Origin of the sequence: Caulifigura coniformis (assembly GCF_007745175.1) — a bacterium.
Classification (GTDB): Bacteria; Planctomycetota; Planctomycetia; order Planctomycetales; family Planctomycetaceae; genus Caulifigura; species Caulifigura coniformis.
Window position 1 is genome coordinate 426,900 of record NZ_CP036271.1, and the last position, 13,851, is coordinate 440,750.

Here is a 13,851-nt window from a genome sequence, read left to right on the forward strand (position 1 = left end):
TCCGAATCCCAGATTCAGGGCCTGTGATTTGAGGCGTTCGAATGTCGACGACTGCGGCTGGTCAGTACAAGATCGTTCCCGATCAGGGTGAGCTCGACTCCATCGAGCGCGACCTCACCTTCTACAACAGCACCGTCAAAGACCCGAAGGTGCTGACGAAGATGCAGGTCGGGGCGTTCAACCGCGACGGCTTCGTGCGGCCGGTCCCGATCTATTCTCCCGCCGAAATCGCCGGAATCCGGGCCTACTTCGACGACCTCCTGCAGCGCGTCATCGCGGCCGGAGGCGACAGCTACTCAATCAGTTCGGCCCACCTGAAGTACGGGAAGGTCTGGGACATCCTCACCGAACCGCGGATCGTCGCGGTCGTGAAGGACATCCTCGGCGAGAACGTCGTCGGCTGGGGCTCGCACTTCTTCTGCAAGATGCCCCACGACGGCAAGACCGTCGCCTGGCACCAGGACTCGAGCTACTGGCCCCTCACGCCCACGAAGGCTCTCACCGTCTGGCTGGCTATCGACGACGCCGACGTCGAGAACGCGGCCATGCGGTTCATCCGCGGCTCGCACCACTTCGGCCACATGACGTTCCGCAACAGCAATCCCGCGGAACACAACGTCCTGAACCAGACGATCGAGAATCCTGAAGAGTACGGCGACCCGGTCGATAACTGCCTCAGGGCGGGCGAGTGTTCACTTCATTCCGACCTCCTCCTGCATGGCAGCGAAGCCAACAACTCGGATCGCCGGCGATGCGCGCTGACGCTGCGCTACGCGGCCGCCGATGTCGTGGCTCACCTCGGCTGGAACGGCAAAGGCGTGCTGGTTGCCGGGAAAGATCCGACCGGCCTGTGGGCCAACAACCCTCGCCCGAAAGACGACTGAAGCAGTCAGTTCACTTTCGCGGAGCGGGGATCGATCAGCATGCGGCCTTCGGTCAGGTTGTCGCTCACCCGGTTGCCCAGCCCGCCGCTCACCGAGATGGCCGTCGTGTCCCCATCTTTCGAGCGGCCATCACGGATGATGCAGCCGTCGATCCGGCTGGTCGACGTCTCCTTGAGCACGATGCCCGCTCCGTCGCAGTCGGTGATGACGCAATCGGAAATGTTGATCCGGGCGCAGTTCTCGACGACCAGTCCCGCCGCCTGCCCGTGGGCCCCGTTGATATGGGCCGATTGCAGAATGCAGTCGGCGCATTCCTGGAGGATCACGCCCCCTTTCGCGGTCCCCGGCTTCCCTTTGATGGTCCTTGGATTGCGATCGAACGAATTGCCCGTCGCGACGACCCCTACGCAGTTCTCGAGCAGCAGGTCCCGGTCGTAACCCAACCAGAACGTGTTCGCGGAGAGCGTGACCCCCCGCGTATCCTTCAGGTGCACATTGGTCATCACGTCGCTGAGGACGTTGCCCGTGATCGTGATATAGCCCTCGCGCTCGGCCGCCCCGCTCTTGCCGATGATGCGGATGTTGGCCGAATCGGGGCTCTCGGAGTTGTGCTGGATCGTGCACCCGGTAATCGCGACTTCGGCGATGCCGCTCCGGCCGCCGGTCGAATCGATCAGGACATTGGCTGTCGGCGGACCGTCCTTCCCGTGGTTGCTCTCGATATCACACGTCCCGATGTGGATGTTGCGCACATCGCCGCCGCGGCAGACAATGCCTCCCCCCTGGTTGTAGCTGATGTGACAGCCGACGATGTTGGACTGGTGCAGGTTGACGTTGTCGTAGAACACGCCCACGCCGGAGTTCTCATAAAAATGGCAGGCGTCGATCAGCACATTACGGTTCCGGTTGACGAGGTGAACCGCGTGCAGCGCCTTGCGGACCACCACGCGCGACAGTGTCAGCTGCATCACGCCATCGGCCTCGATGCCGACCGCTTCCGGATGCTCTCCGACGATCTCGATGCCCACCACCTGCGGAGCCCGCTGGCGGTCCCACACGTCCGGTGTGAAGTCCTTCGGCGCCGCGCTCCCCTTGTGCGTGCCGACGAACCGGAACGCCGGGCCCGGGCCGGCCATCACGAACCGGGCCGTCCCGTCGCCCGTGATGGAGGTGAAGCCGACCTTGTCGAGGTCGATGACGACCGTCTTCGACAGTCGGAACACGCCCTTCGGGAAGGCGAGTGAACCGAGCCCGCTGTCGATCGCCTTCTGCAGCGAGTCCGATTCATCGACCATTCCATCGCCGACGATGCCGAGTCGCGAGAGTCGACCTTCTCCGCCGCGGCGCCCTTCCTGGGCCGCGAGACGGTCATTCGGGAAGGCCCAGCCCAGAAGAACGAGGCCGGACAACAGCACTGCAGCAGATCGGATCATGAGCTCGATTCCTGGGACTTCGTCGTCACGGGATGCGTCGAGCGCGGATCATAAGGCGGCTGGGCCACCTGGTCAGCACATGAGTCGCTGATGCAGCACGAAGTCCGCACGGTTCCCGGCGCGGCTGATCCTTCTCCTGAGGCCAGCCTTCACACGCCAGCCCGCTCGACCGCTGGTCGTGTCGGGAGGATGTCCGTCCGCCCCGCGGCGAGCTCGTCCGCCAGAAATGTCGACAGGGCCGAAATCGTCGGATAGTCGATCAGGGGGTTGTCACGGAATCGGCACCCCAGCCATTGCTCGAGTTCTCCCACCAGCGCCACAAACTCCATCGAATCGAGGCCGACATCGATCAATGGCTCGTCCAGGTCGATCCCCTGCGGCGAAACCTCAAGCCTCGTGGCGATCCGGGCGGTCAGCCAGTCCTGGATCTCCATGGCCGAACGGGCAATGACTTCGCTTCCTGCGGATGTCTCGGGAGCTTGCAGTGCCTGCACGTCAATACCTCAAGGTGCCAATCGAGTTGTGCCGAATGTCCTGTTCATCCTACCCCTCGATGTCACCAATGCGACGGGTCTTCCGGGCAAAAGTTCCGACAGGGAATTGCGGCCCGCGCCATGCTGTCGACAATAGGGATTCCACTGGCAGCACTAAACTTGCATGTCACAACAAGGGCCTGTTTCCGAATCGTCACACCAGTCGCTGCCAGTCTGGTGCGGCCTGACGCTGCGCAATTGGCTGGCACTGCTGCGACTGAAACCGACGATTGACCGCGCCTCCTGGAAACGCGTCGTCGGGATCTCGGCAGCGAGCACCGCCAACTCGGTCTTCTCCGCAGTCGAGAATCTGCTGTACAGCCGCCGCACACGCCGCGCCACTGTCGCCCCTCCCGTGTTTGTCCTGGGCCACTGGCGCAGCGGAACGACCTTTCTCCACCAGCTGCTCACGCGCGATCCCCGGTTTGCCGCCCCCACCTTGTTCGAGTGTTCGTTTCCGTCCCATTTCCTCGCGACGGAGTCCTGGCTCGCTCGGCTGACCTCGTGGATGCAGCCCCGAACCCGCCCCATGGATGCGGTCGAAAACAGCTGGGATGCACCGGCCGAAGAAGAAATCGCCCTCCTCCTGCTGACCCTCGCCTCGCCCTACCTCGTCTCGGCCTTTCCCGACCGTCCGGAGGCCGTGGCCCGGTTCAACAGCCTGGCAGGTGGATTGTCGAAAGAAGAACTGCAGCAGTGGAAGGATGACTACGTCCGCTTTCTGCGAAAGCTCTCCCTTAGGCACGGAAAGCCGCTGGTCCTCAAGTCGCCAGCCAATACGTCGCGGCTTCCACTTCTGCTCGAGCTCTTTCCGGAAGCACGGTTCATTCACATCGTGCGCAATCCCTACGCAGTCTTCAGTTCCACAATGCACCTGCACCGCGTGCTGTCGCGGGAGAACGGTCTGACGTCCAGGCCGCCGGTCGATCTGGAAGAGCGGGTGCTGTCGTCTTACCTCGCGATGTACCACTCGTATCACCTGTATCGAATGAAGATCCCTGCGCACCAGCGATACGAGCTGAAGTTCGAAGACCTCGAGGGCGATCCGGTCGGAGAGCTGCAGGCGATGTACGCTCACTTCGGATGGAGCGGCGCAGATCGCATTCCGGAATGGCTCGCCCGTGATCTCGAGCGCCAGCCAGGGTTCAGGAAGAACAGCTTCCGGCTGCCGGAAGGCCTTCGCAGACGCGTGGCTCAACAGTGGGAGCCGGTGTTTCATAGGTACGGGTATCCCTTCGAGAGCCCGTCGCAGACTTCGAGCGAGCCCGCCTTTGACCAGACGTCCCCTTCGCGGTCCGGTTCCGAATGACCAGGCCATCCATTTTGCCGACGTGCTGCGAAACACGGTGGCCGACCGCCCCGATGATGTCGCGTTTCAGTTCCTGCCCACCGGAGAAGACGAAGAGCGTTCCCTGACGTGGGGCGCGCTCGAACGACGGGCGGCCAGCATCGCCGCATCGATCGCCGAGGTCACCTCTCCGGGCGATCGGGTGCTCCTCGTGTTCGCGCCCGGGCTGGAGTTCATCGAAGGCTTCCTCGCCTGCCAGCTGGCGGACGTCATTGCCGTTCCCACCTATCCCCCCAGGCCGGAACGCGCCTGGCAGGGGCAGCGACTCGTTTCGTCCATTGCCGGCAGTTGCCGGCCCGCGCTCGTCGTCACCGGCGGGGCCTTCGCCGGCACGATCCGGCAGTTGCTGGAAGGGTTGCCCGAACTGGCAGCGACGAAATGGCTCAACACGGATCTCGTCGCCGACTCCCGACGCCCCGCCCGCGCGCCCAGGGCCGCACGTTCGGACGTCGCTCTGCTCCAGTACACCTCCGGCTCCACCGGCGAGCCCAAAGGCGTCATGGTCACGCATGGCAACCTCGTCCATAACGAAGAGATGATGCGCCGCGGCTTCGGACATACCGAGGTCACGGAGTATGCGGCCGGAGTCTGCTGGCTCCCCCCTTATCACGACATGGGCCTGATGGGCCACATCCTGCACGCGGTTTACATCGGATTCCCCTGCGCGGTGATCCCTCCGCTCGGAATCCTCCAGTGGCCCGTGAGGTGGTTGAAAACCCTGTCGAAGTACCGGGCCGATGCGAGCGGCGGCCCGAACTTCATCTACGAGCTCTGCTCCCATCGCATCAGCGAAGACCTCCGCGCCGGGCTCGATCTCTCCCGGTGGAACATCGCCGGCGTCGGAGCCGAACCGGTCCGTGCGAAAACACTCGACGACTTCATCGCGGCCTACGAGCCTTACGGGTTCCGGCGGAACGCGATGTATCCCTGCTACGGCCTGGCCGAAGGAACATTGTTCGTTACCGGCGGCGATCCACACACCGAACCCGTCATTCGCCTTTCGCCCAGGCAACTGGGACAGGGGGATTCCATCGATCTCGCCACCGGCGAAGAACCCCAGCGACTCGTCGGTTGTGGTCACGCCTGGATGGATCAGTCCGTGTTGATCGTTGACCCCGAGACGAGGCTCCCCTGTCCGGGGCGAGTGGGGGAAGTCTGGGTGTCAGGGGCGTCGGTCGCCGCCGGCTACTGGGAGCAGCCCGAGGCGACCTCCGAAACCTTCGGCCAGCAGCTCGCCGCCGACCCCGAATCGAGGCGGTTCCTGAGAACCGGCGACCTCGGATTTCAGGACGACGGCAACCTGTTCGTCGTCGGTCGGCTGAAGGACCTGATCATCATCCGCGGCAAGAACTTCCATCCGCAGGACCTCGAAATCACCGTTCAGGGAACGCACTCCGCCTTTCGGGCCGATTGCGGGGCCGCTTTCGGCGTCGATGTCGGGGGGGAAGAACGTCTCGTCGTGGTGCAGGAGATCGACCGCCAGACCCGATCGCTCAATCTTGAGGATCTCAGGGCGCAGGTCCGCAAGGCGATCCTGCAAAGCTTCGATCTGCGTCCGCACGAAATTGTGTTTTTGCGCAACGGGACGCTCCCGAAGACCACCAGTGGAAAGGTTCAGCGACGCGAGACGAAACGCCGCTACCTGACGGGCGAGCTGACCTTGTGGACGAGCACCCGGTAGTGCGAGAAGGTTGCGGGCATGAGGGATCTGCGGCAGTTTTTCCGGTTCGCCGGGCCACTGGAAAACACGCCGTCGAAGTCAAGTTGCGGTACACAATTGTGAATTATCGGCATAGACTGAGGCGAGCCTTCGGCGACTACCGTTGAGTGTTCCGCCGACGTTTGCATTCGCGAGTGCTCCGCTGATGCTTCGTGTGCTGGGAAGTTCCAATCCCTGGCGTGAGTCGATCAGCCGCCGTGAGGTGATGCAGATCGGCGGGCTCGGTGCGCTCGGATTAAGCCTCCCAGGCATGCTGAAAGCCGAGGAGTCCGCTGTCGGACAGCCCGTTCCACGGGCCAAACGGATCCTCCTGCTGTACCTCCAGGGGGCCGCCTCGCAGTTCGAGACCTGGGATCCCAAGCCCCAGGCGCCGGCCGAGGTCCGCGGCAAGTGGGGCGCGATCCCCACCTCGGTGCCGGGCGTTCAGATCTGCGAGATGCTGCCTCGCGTCGCGAAGTTTGTCGACCGGATGGCCATCGTGCGGTCGATGACCCACGAGCACAACAACCACTCCAATCTCTACACCCTCTCGGGCTACCCGGCGATCGATTTCACGTCGGAAACGAACCCCTTCGACAGCCGCCACTATCCCTTCTTTGGCAGCGTGCTCGACTATCTCGAGGAGCAGCGGAATCCCGGACACGTTCCGGAAATGCCGCGGAACATCGGCCTCCCCTATCAATTCAGCGCCCACGGCCAACTGGCGCGGCGGGCCGGGCCGTACGCCGCCTTCCTCGGCAACGGCTACAACCCTGTCTGGACCGAGTTCGACGGCGAAGCCACGAAAGAGATTGGCCGAACCTCCTTCTTCGCCGGGCTGAAGAAAGAAATGGTCAAGGATCCCTATCTCGGGATCACACCGGACAGCCGGATCCGCCTCTCGAAGTCGGCCCAGCTCGCAAAGGAAATGACGATCGACCGGCTCGACCGCCGGCGGTCCCTCGTCGAACAGCTGGATGACGAAGCCAGGCGGGTCGACGAAAACCAGGCGACCCGCGGTCTCGATCGCTTCGAGTCGATGGCCTACAACCTGATGACATCCGCCAAGCTCCGCGACGCGCTCGACTTCGCCCAGGAGCCGATGTCAAAACGCGAGCAGTACGGCATGACGCTGTTCGGCCAGGCGGCGCTCGCCGCTCGCCGGCTTCTCGAGGCCGATTGCCCGCTCGTCTCGGTCTTCTGGGACGAATACAAGATCGTCAACACCGCCTGGGATACCCACTTCGAACACTTCGAGCGACTGGGAGATGAACTGCTCCCCGGATTCGATGCCGCGGTGAGTGCCCTGTTCGGCGACCTCATCGAACGCGGGCTCCTCGACGAGACCCTCGTCATGTGCCTGACGGAACACGGCCGAACGCCCAAGATCAACAACCTCGATCGCGGCGGCGGCCGCGACCACTATTCGAAGTCCTACAGCGTGATGCTCGCCGGAGGCGGAATCCGCCCGGGGATGGTGCTCGGGGCGTCTGATTCGATCGGGGCGTTTGTCAAAGAGCGTCCCGTCAGCCCGGAGGACATCCTGGCGACGATGTATTACCTGAAAGGCATCGATCCACAGTCGGCATCCGTCCCCAACCAGCTGGGCCGGCCGATGCGGCTCACCGAGCGAGGAGAGATCATTCACGAAATACTTGCGTAACAGTTTTGTAACGGCCGATTCCGCCCGGGGTTGAAGTTTCAGGTGATTGCGGTCGGGGCGGAAACTTACAGGCAGGACACAAACAACTGGCGATCGGAGTACTTCGATGGACCCTGTCGCCTGACCTTGCCGGACATTTTTGACTGACGGGGATTGCTTACTGCTGAAGACACTGATTTCCCGCCGCGTCCGCGGTGGAGCGTTCATACTGCCAGATTCGACTCGGGGGAGTTGTCATGCGTGCAGGAAGACGACGCTATGGATTTACGCTGATCGAGCTACTCGTTGTGATCGCGATCATCGCGATCCTCATTGCCCTGCTGCTGCCCGCTGTGCAGCAGGCGCGGGAAGCCGCCCGAAGGACGCAGTGCAAGAACAACCTGAAGCAGATCGGGTTGGCGCTGCATAACTATGAGTCGACGTTCAGCCTTCTTCCTCCTCTGGCGTTCGGGAATGGCGGCGATGTCGGCCATCCACTCGACCCGCCGGCGTCAGGCTCCTGGGCCTGGTCGATGGCGATTCTGCCGATGATCGAGCAGGCGCCTTTGGCCAACCAGCTCAACTACGGCCCGATCACTCCGAAGCAGGCGGCCACGAATACAGCCACCCGTCCGCTGTTGTTGGGTTCGCTGGCCGCGTTTGTCTGCCCTTCCGATCCGGGAAGTCAGCTGAATCAGAATCGTCCTTTCAAGACGTTGGTCGCGGGGGTGAATCCGTTGGTGATCGCGAAGTCGAATTACCCGGCCAACAGTGGCAGCGAGAGTGGGAACTGCAGCGATAACGCCACAACCGGCAGGCCGAATCCCTGCGGCGTGTTTGTCGAAGCGAAGTCGGGGGTCTACCCCCCATCGGTGGCGTTTCGCGAAATTGTCGACGGAATGAGCAATACGATCTTCGTCGGTGAACGTGGAAGCGGCCGGCTGCCTTCAGCGGGGCCGAACGACAACGGTGGCTGGGCGGCTGTCTGGGCGTTCATGTTCAAAGAGTCGCAGAACGACGCTGTGGCGATGCGCGCCATCCGCGGGCTTGGGTTTTACCGCCTGTCTGATGGTGAATCGACCACCGGCGCAAAGGTGCCTGAGGAAGCTTTCAGCAGCGCGCATGCAGGAGGCATGCACTTCCTGCTGGGCGATGGAACAGTGCGATTCATCAGCCTCAACATCGACTGGCAGCCGATCGGTGGAGCCACTGCAACTCCCGTCCGGCTTCCGGGCACGTTCAATCGTCTTTGCGACAGGAATGACGGCAATCCCGTCGGAGAGTTCTAAGGCGGACTCCACGCTCCCACGGCTTTGAGGCTCGTGGGAGCCAGTTCGTGGATACCGGGATTCTCGAAACAGTCGGATTGTCGCGCGTTCTTTGTGGAGAACGGAGATGGTTTGCAAAGTGAGCAAGCGGGCTGCGATCACGCTCTCGATATCGCTTGGCTGCATTGGCATGGCAGGTTGTGGCGCCGATGTCGATGGCGGCCCCGGGAGCTACGCCGCCGCGGAAAAGATGTCCCAGTCCGCACAGGAGTTCCTGAAGTCGAAGGGGGCGACGATGACTCGCAAGCGATATCCCCCTGGCGAGGCCTGGGTCATCGACCTGAGCGGAAAAGAAGTGACCGACGAAACCTTCGATCGGCTGCAGGAGCTCGATCATGTCGCGGAGTTGAATCTCAGCAAAACCTCGCTCACAGATGCTCATATGAAGTTGATCAACAATCCGGAGGTCGGCGGAGTTCTGGTCAGCCTTGATGTCAGCAACACAGCCGTGACCGATGCGGGCCTCAAGGAACTCACCACGCCCCGGTTCCTGATGAAGATTGCGGTGGCCGGTTCGAAGGTGTCCGAGCAGGGGCTCAAACAGTGGCAGGCTGACCGAAATGCGAATTCCAACGTGCCCAAAGGCTTCAAGGTCGTCAAAGTGATGAAGTGAAGCGCGGGGCCGTCATGGCCGATCCGGTTCGAGATTCGTCGCCGCTCCGCGGCGCGGCTTCAACCGGCTGAGGAAGCTGCGGCGTTCCGCGAACAGTCGTTCGGCCACGAGTTGATGGCCGAGCGGCGTCGGGTGGTGGTCCTTCGGTCCCAGGACGATCTCTGCCGATTTTCGATCTCCCCACCAGTTTGAGAGATCGATCACCGGGAAATTTTCCTTTCCGGCAAACTGGAGCGCGATCCGCGGGTCGAACGGCAGCCCCTGCGAACTCGGCACTGGCATATATACATAGACGAGGGGAACTCCCGCCGCGTCAACGCTCTTCCGGATCCGGCGGTAGGTTAGCTCCAGGATTTCCGCGTGATGCCCGGCGATCTCGATCTGATAGATCGCCTCAGACGCATCAGGCGCAATCTTCAGCGAATCGACGAACGCCTGAAGGTCGTCATCCTCGAGCGCGACGTGATGGTTCGCCAGTTCGGAGATCCGCCCTGCCGACGTGTAAACCTCATCCTCATGGGCAAAGTAAAGGATGAGGTCCGGGCGGAATGCCAGGACTTTATGCTCGATCTGGGCGCGACGATGAACCGGTGAGTAATGTCCGACGCCGAAGTTGAGGACTTCAATCCGTCGGTCTGAGGGGGATAGATCGGCATTCAACCTGGCCTCGAGAATCCGGGTGAACGTTTCATCATCCCCCACACCGAAACCCATCAGCAGGCTCGATCCTACGGTCGCGATCCTGATGGTGGCAGGATCCGCAGCCAGACTTCGTTCGCGGTCCCGCATGCCCCAGCGATTGATGGTGATCGGTTTATTGTTCCACGAGCCTCGCCAGCCGGGGATCAACTCGAGTTCCAGCACGTCATTTCTGCGGCGGATCATGTCGCCGAAATCGATCGCAAGCTGATAGGGGGCCAGATCTCCCGCCTGGTGGTAGGGCCGCGACTGCGGGTTCGAGGCGTTGAGCTGCTCGTAGTACCCATCGACCACTGCCATCGCCTCTCCAGGGGCCAGCCGTTCGCTCTGCAGCCGACGGATCCATTCGCCATTCTTTCCGAGCAGATCGACTGGTCCTGCTGGAACCGAGAACAGAACGATGGGGACGAGCGCCGCGATGTGAAGACCAGCCTGCCGTTCGAAGCTCGGGGAGACCGGCCGGACTGCTGCGGCCCGCGCACGAACCCGCAGAAAAACCCTGGCTGCAGTGAGAACGACAAACACCAGCAAGGTGGCTCCGACGATCCTGACAGCCTCGCCCGTTTCGATCGGATGCGTCTTGACCACATAGAGCAGGTAGCGAAACGTCTCCCGGTTCGTCCAACTGGCCCAGAACAGGCTCACCAGCAGGAAGGTCGACATGATCTGGAGCGACCGCACGGCTGCCGTCCCCCACGTGGCCGGATCCACCTGCTTCCGAGGCAAACATGCCCGGCGGTAATCCAGGACCGCGTTCCCCGCGACGAGCACTCCCACTGCCAGCCACATCACGCCATCGGCTGCATGGAACGGGAAAAGTCCGATCAGCCAGAACGTCTGCCAGGAATGAGCGATCCACGTCCACGCAAACACCCACACCACCGCCACCGCGATCGCAATTTCATCGCGACGCTGGCCCTCGATCGAGAGGTGAGACCGGATTCGGAAGTATGCCGGATAGAAGAAGATCTTCGTCAGAAAATCCTTCCAGTAAATGTTGATCCGTCGCCAGATTTCGCTGAAGCTCGCCGCCAGAAAGTAATGGTCGTGCGTCCGGGGCAGGTTCCACCCGAACAGGTGCAGCATCCCGCAGATGATGTGGAAGTGCCCCGACACCCGCAGATAGAGCGCGTAGTTCGCCGCCAGGTACAACAGCACTTCGCCCGGCGTCCGCACGGCCAGCGGCGACGGCAGCACCTCGTATTTGATCACCCGGTACAGGAACAGGTGCAACAGGCCCGCCGTGATCCAGTGCACGCCGGTCTGGTAGATCGCCCGCGGCTCATCGTTGTACCACGTCTCCCGGAACACCTTCGCATCGACCACCGGAAACAGTGGAAAAAACACGTTGGGCAGCATCAGGAAATAGCCCGCGGTCTCGGCCCACGTCCGGCTCGAACGCTCCTTCCGCTCCACGTGCAGCCATGAAATCATGCGGAACATGAACATCGAACCGACCACCGGCCAGTACGCCGCCGTCGAGTTCGATCGCAGCCACGTGAACAGCGCCGCCAGCGCCAGGATCAGCACGACCCGCGGCCCGAATCCAATCGGCAGGAGGGCTGCGGCAATCAGCGAACCGGCCACGGACAGGGCAAGTCCGACATCGGACCACCCTTCGAGCGAGGCCAGCGCCGGAACGCCCGCTGGCTGCATGACGCCAAGGACGGCCACGAGGCCCATGAGCGACACCGCGAGAAACCAGGCGTGCCGGAATCGCGGTGGAAGCTGCACGTTCACGACGAACCCGCCCAGCACGACGAGCATGGCGAACAGCAGGTGACGCTGCTCCTCCAGTTCGAACTGCCACACGAGGATCGTCGCGAGCGCCAGTTGCAGGAGGATCAGCGCCAGGTCGCGGCCGGCGATGGGCGCGGCGGAGAAATCGGGGCGCCGTCGGGGCGGCCTCCGGGCGGCTCCGGGGGGGGATGCCGGGGGCGCGGTCGACAGGGCATGCCCGTCGATCTCGGCCGGAACGGCGGGAATCGCAGCCGCGGGAATATCCGGCGAGGCGTCCGGCATCGAGGGGGCTCGGATTGAGCGCGGCGGCGCCGCAGGGGAGACTGAAACGACTCTACAGTCGTCGTCGAGGGATGTTGAGTGCAGCCGTGGCGCTGCCGGCGGATTTCTCGTGTAACACAGTCCCGGCGGGCGTGTTCATGTTTGATGAAGGAGTCGCCACTGCCTGCCGATGAACGGCCACGCCAGGAAGACGAGCAGGGCCAGTGGATCGCCCGGACGGTTCAGCCTGCGCTGGCATTTGCCATCACGCTGGTCCGGAACAGGCATGATGCGGAAGACATCGTCCAGGAGTGTTATCGGAAGCTGCTGGCGCGGTCAGGCCACTACAACCTCCCGCGCGACGGCGTGAAGCTGCTCTACAAGTCGATCACGAACGCCGCCATCAATCATGTTCAGCGCCGTCCTGCAACGAGGACCAGCGACGACCTCGGCGATGTCGCCTTTCCACCACATGCCCAGGATGGACAACCACCGGAAGCCCGGCTGCTCGAGCAGGAACTCGAAAGCGCGATCGAGCAGGCCCTCGCCCAGCTGCCGGTGAATCAGCGAGCCGTGCTGGAACTCTCCGGCCTGGGGCATTCGCTGCTCGATGTCGCGGAGATCCTGAATATCAGTCACGGAAACGCCCGCGTGCTTCTGCATCGGGCCCGGCAGAGCGTCGCGGCGAAATTGAAGGTGTTTCGAGAAGGAGAAGTGAGTTGACCCCCCCGCCATCGGACACACCTGATCCCATCGACGATCTCGTCGGCGATTACCTCCGTCGCGTCGCCGGGCAGACGGATGCCGGACCGCTGCTCGAGCGGATCGAAGCCGACCGGCGGCTGACGCTCTCGGCCACCGAGTCGCCCCGCGCCTCGTCGTCCCGTTCCCTGAGCCGCTCCGCGGCCTGGGGGCTGATCGCCGCCGTCATGCTGGTCGCATTCCTCGGAGGCCGGTACTTCGACACCAGTTCCGTCCAGGCCGCCACTCTGCTGAAGAACGTGCGGACGGTGCACCGGCGAAGCGTCGATCGCTGTTACCTGGTGCAGCATGCCCCGGAGTCACGGTCCGGCGGACAGCCACCGTCCGAAGGTTCGGAGAGTCTGCTCTGGACGCGCGGGGATCATTTCTGGTCCGACGCCGTCGTCGGCTCCTCGCGCATCAAGATCGGTCGCGATGCCTCGGGCACGATCTGGCTGTCCTCCTCCCCGCAGAAGGGAATCCGGTTCCAGGCGAACAGCAGCGCGATTCCCAGGGAGCTGACAACGCTCTGCCAGATCAGTTCGCTGACGGTTCCTGTCCTCGTCGACGAAGTGCTGACCGACTTCGATATCAACACGGATGGCCCGTCCGATCGCCCGGACGGACGCCGCAGCGTCATCTGGGCGCGCCTGAAGAACGGACGCTCACATTCCTTCCTTTCCGCCGCCATGCTCGAGGTCGACGTCGAACGAAACCTCCTCGTCCGGCTCGTGCTCTGGCTGCATCAGCCCAAAGGCCCCGGCGGAACCGTCACCTACACGCTGATCGACCGCCCCGCCCCCGGTCTGCAGAGCTACCGGCTTGAGTCGCACCTCGATGCGGATGCTGTGATCGAAGACAAGTCGTTCAAGTCGTCGAAGTAGCACGTTGGATGGCGACCGCCAGGAAGGCGGCCGGAGTGACCACGCT

General features: G+C 63.0%; 11 protein-coding genes. 8 read left to right on the forward strand and 3 right to left on the reverse strand.

Annotated elements, in window-relative coordinates; genetic code table 11:
- Nucleotides 1-41: 41 nt before the first annotated feature.
- Complete coding sequence (locus Pan44_RS01710; protein ID WP_145026636.1) at nucleotides 42-884, forward strand: phytanoyl-CoA dioxygenase family protein; 843 nt, start codon at nucleotides 42-44, stop codon at nucleotides 882-884.
- A 5-nt stretch (nucleotides 885-889) separates the two neighbouring features.
- Here Pan44_RS01710 and Pan44_RS01715 read toward each other — a convergent pair whose 3' ends face one another.
- Nucleotides 890-2,317 carry a right-handed parallel beta-helix repeat-containing protein gene (locus Pan44_RS01715; protein WP_145026638.1) on the reverse strand — a complete coding sequence of 476 codons (1,428 nt, stop codon included), beginning with the start codon at nucleotides 2,315-2,317 and terminating at the stop codon, nucleotides 890-892.
- A gap of 149 nt (nucleotides 2,318-2,466) precedes the next feature.
- Complete coding sequence (locus Pan44_RS01720; RefSeq protein WP_145026640.1) at nucleotides 2,467-2,811, reverse strand: acyl carrier protein; 345 nt, start codon at nucleotides 2,809-2,811, stop codon at nucleotides 2,467-2,469.
- Between the two features lie 163 nt (nucleotides 2,812-2,974).
- On the opposite strand from Pan44_RS01720, the gene Pan44_RS01725 reads away from it, so the two are divergent.
- The 5 genes from Pan44_RS01725 to Pan44_RS01745 all read left to right on the forward strand — a co-directional run bounded on the left by Pan44_RS01725 (nucleotide 2,975) and on the right by Pan44_RS01745 (nucleotide 9,480).
- Nucleotides 2,975-4,159, forward strand: coding sequence for a sulfotransferase family protein (locus tag Pan44_RS01725; protein ID WP_145026642.1), 1,185 nt, complete (start codon nucleotides 2,975-2,977; stop codon nucleotides 4,157-4,159).
- A complete protein-coding gene (locus Pan44_RS01730) occupies nucleotides 4,122-5,879 on the forward strand; it encodes a fatty acyl-AMP ligase (protein ID WP_197453757.1) in 1,758 nt (585 codons plus the stop codon). The genes Pan44_RS01725 and Pan44_RS01730 overlap by 38 nt, the downstream gene beginning before the upstream one ends.
- A 184-nt stretch (nucleotides 5,880-6,063) precedes the next feature.
- Nucleotides 6,064-7,560, forward strand: coding sequence for a DUF1501 domain-containing protein (locus tag Pan44_RS01735; RefSeq protein ID WP_145026646.1), 1,497 nt, complete (start codon nucleotides 6,064-6,066; stop codon nucleotides 7,558-7,560).
- A 236-nt stretch (nucleotides 7,561-7,796) separates the two neighbouring features.
- The gene (locus Pan44_RS01740) at nucleotides 7,797-8,828 is read left to right on the forward strand and encodes a DUF1559 domain-containing protein (RefSeq protein ID WP_145034886.1); all 1,032 of its coding nucleotides are present in this window, start codon (nucleotides 7,797-7,799) and stop codon (nucleotides 8,826-8,828) included.
- Between the two features lie 106 nt (nucleotides 8,829-8,934).
- Nucleotides 8,935-9,480 (forward strand): hypothetical protein, encoded by a 546-nt coding sequence (locus Pan44_RS01745; protein ID WP_145026648.1) that lies wholly within the window; start codon nucleotides 8,935-8,937, stop codon nucleotides 9,478-9,480.
- Nucleotides 9,481-9,492: 12 nt separating this feature from the next.
- Here Pan44_RS01745 and Pan44_RS01750 read toward each other — a convergent pair whose 3' ends face one another.
- Nucleotides 9,493-12,201 carry an SGNH/GDSL hydrolase family protein gene (locus Pan44_RS01750; protein ID WP_145026650.1) on the reverse strand — a complete coding sequence of 903 codons (2,709 nt, stop codon included), beginning with the start codon at nucleotides 12,199-12,201 and terminating at the stop codon, nucleotides 9,493-9,495.
- 144 nt (nucleotides 12,202-12,345) lie between these two features.
- Between Pan44_RS01750 and Pan44_RS01755 the strand changes: the two genes are divergently transcribed.
- The gene (locus Pan44_RS01755; RefSeq protein ID WP_145026652.1) at nucleotides 12,346-12,903 is read left to right on the forward strand and encodes an RNA polymerase sigma factor; all 558 of its coding nucleotides are present in this window, start codon (nucleotides 12,346-12,348) and stop codon (nucleotides 12,901-12,903) included.
- Nucleotides 12,900-13,805 (forward strand): hypothetical protein, encoded by a 906-nt coding sequence (locus Pan44_RS01760; RefSeq protein WP_145026654.1) that lies wholly within the window; start codon nucleotides 12,900-12,902, stop codon nucleotides 13,803-13,805. Before Pan44_RS01755 ends, Pan44_RS01760 begins: the two co-directional genes overlap by 4 nt.
- The last annotated feature ends 46 nt before the right edge of the window (nucleotides 13,806-13,851 follow it).

Bases quoted from the DNA above. Each gene is read 5' to 3' on its own strand.
- Pan44_RS01715 (WP_145026638.1), bottom strand. From the start codon at position 2,317: ATGATCCGATCTGCTGCAGTGCTGTTGTCCGGCCTCGTTCTTCTGGGC.
- Pan44_RS01740 (WP_145034886.1), top strand. From the start codon at position 7,797: ATGCGTGCAGGAAGACGACGCTATGGATTTACGCTGATCGAGCTACTC.
- Pan44_RS01735 (WP_145026646.1), top strand. From the start codon at position 6,064: ATGCTTCGTGTGCTGGGAAGTTCCAATCCCTGGCGTGAGTCGATCAGC.
- Pan44_RS01725 (WP_145026642.1), top strand. From the start codon at position 2,975: ATGTCACAACAAGGGCCTGTTTCCGAATCGTCACACCAGTCGCTGCCA.
- Pan44_RS01755 (WP_145026652.1), top strand. From the start codon at position 12,346: ATGAAGGAGTCGCCACTGCCTGCCGATGAACGGCCACGCCAGGAAGAC.
- Pan44_RS01750 (WP_145026650.1), bottom strand. From the start codon at position 12,201: ATGCCGGACGCCTCGCCGGATATTCCCGCGGCTGCGATTCCCGCCGTT.
- Pan44_RS01745 (WP_145026648.1), top strand. From the start codon at position 8,935: ATGGTTTGCAAAGTGAGCAAGCGGGCTGCGATCACGCTCTCGATATCG.
- Pan44_RS01710 (WP_145026636.1), top strand. From the start codon at position 42: ATGTCGACGACTGCGGCTGGTCAGTACAAGATCGTTCCCGATCAGGGT.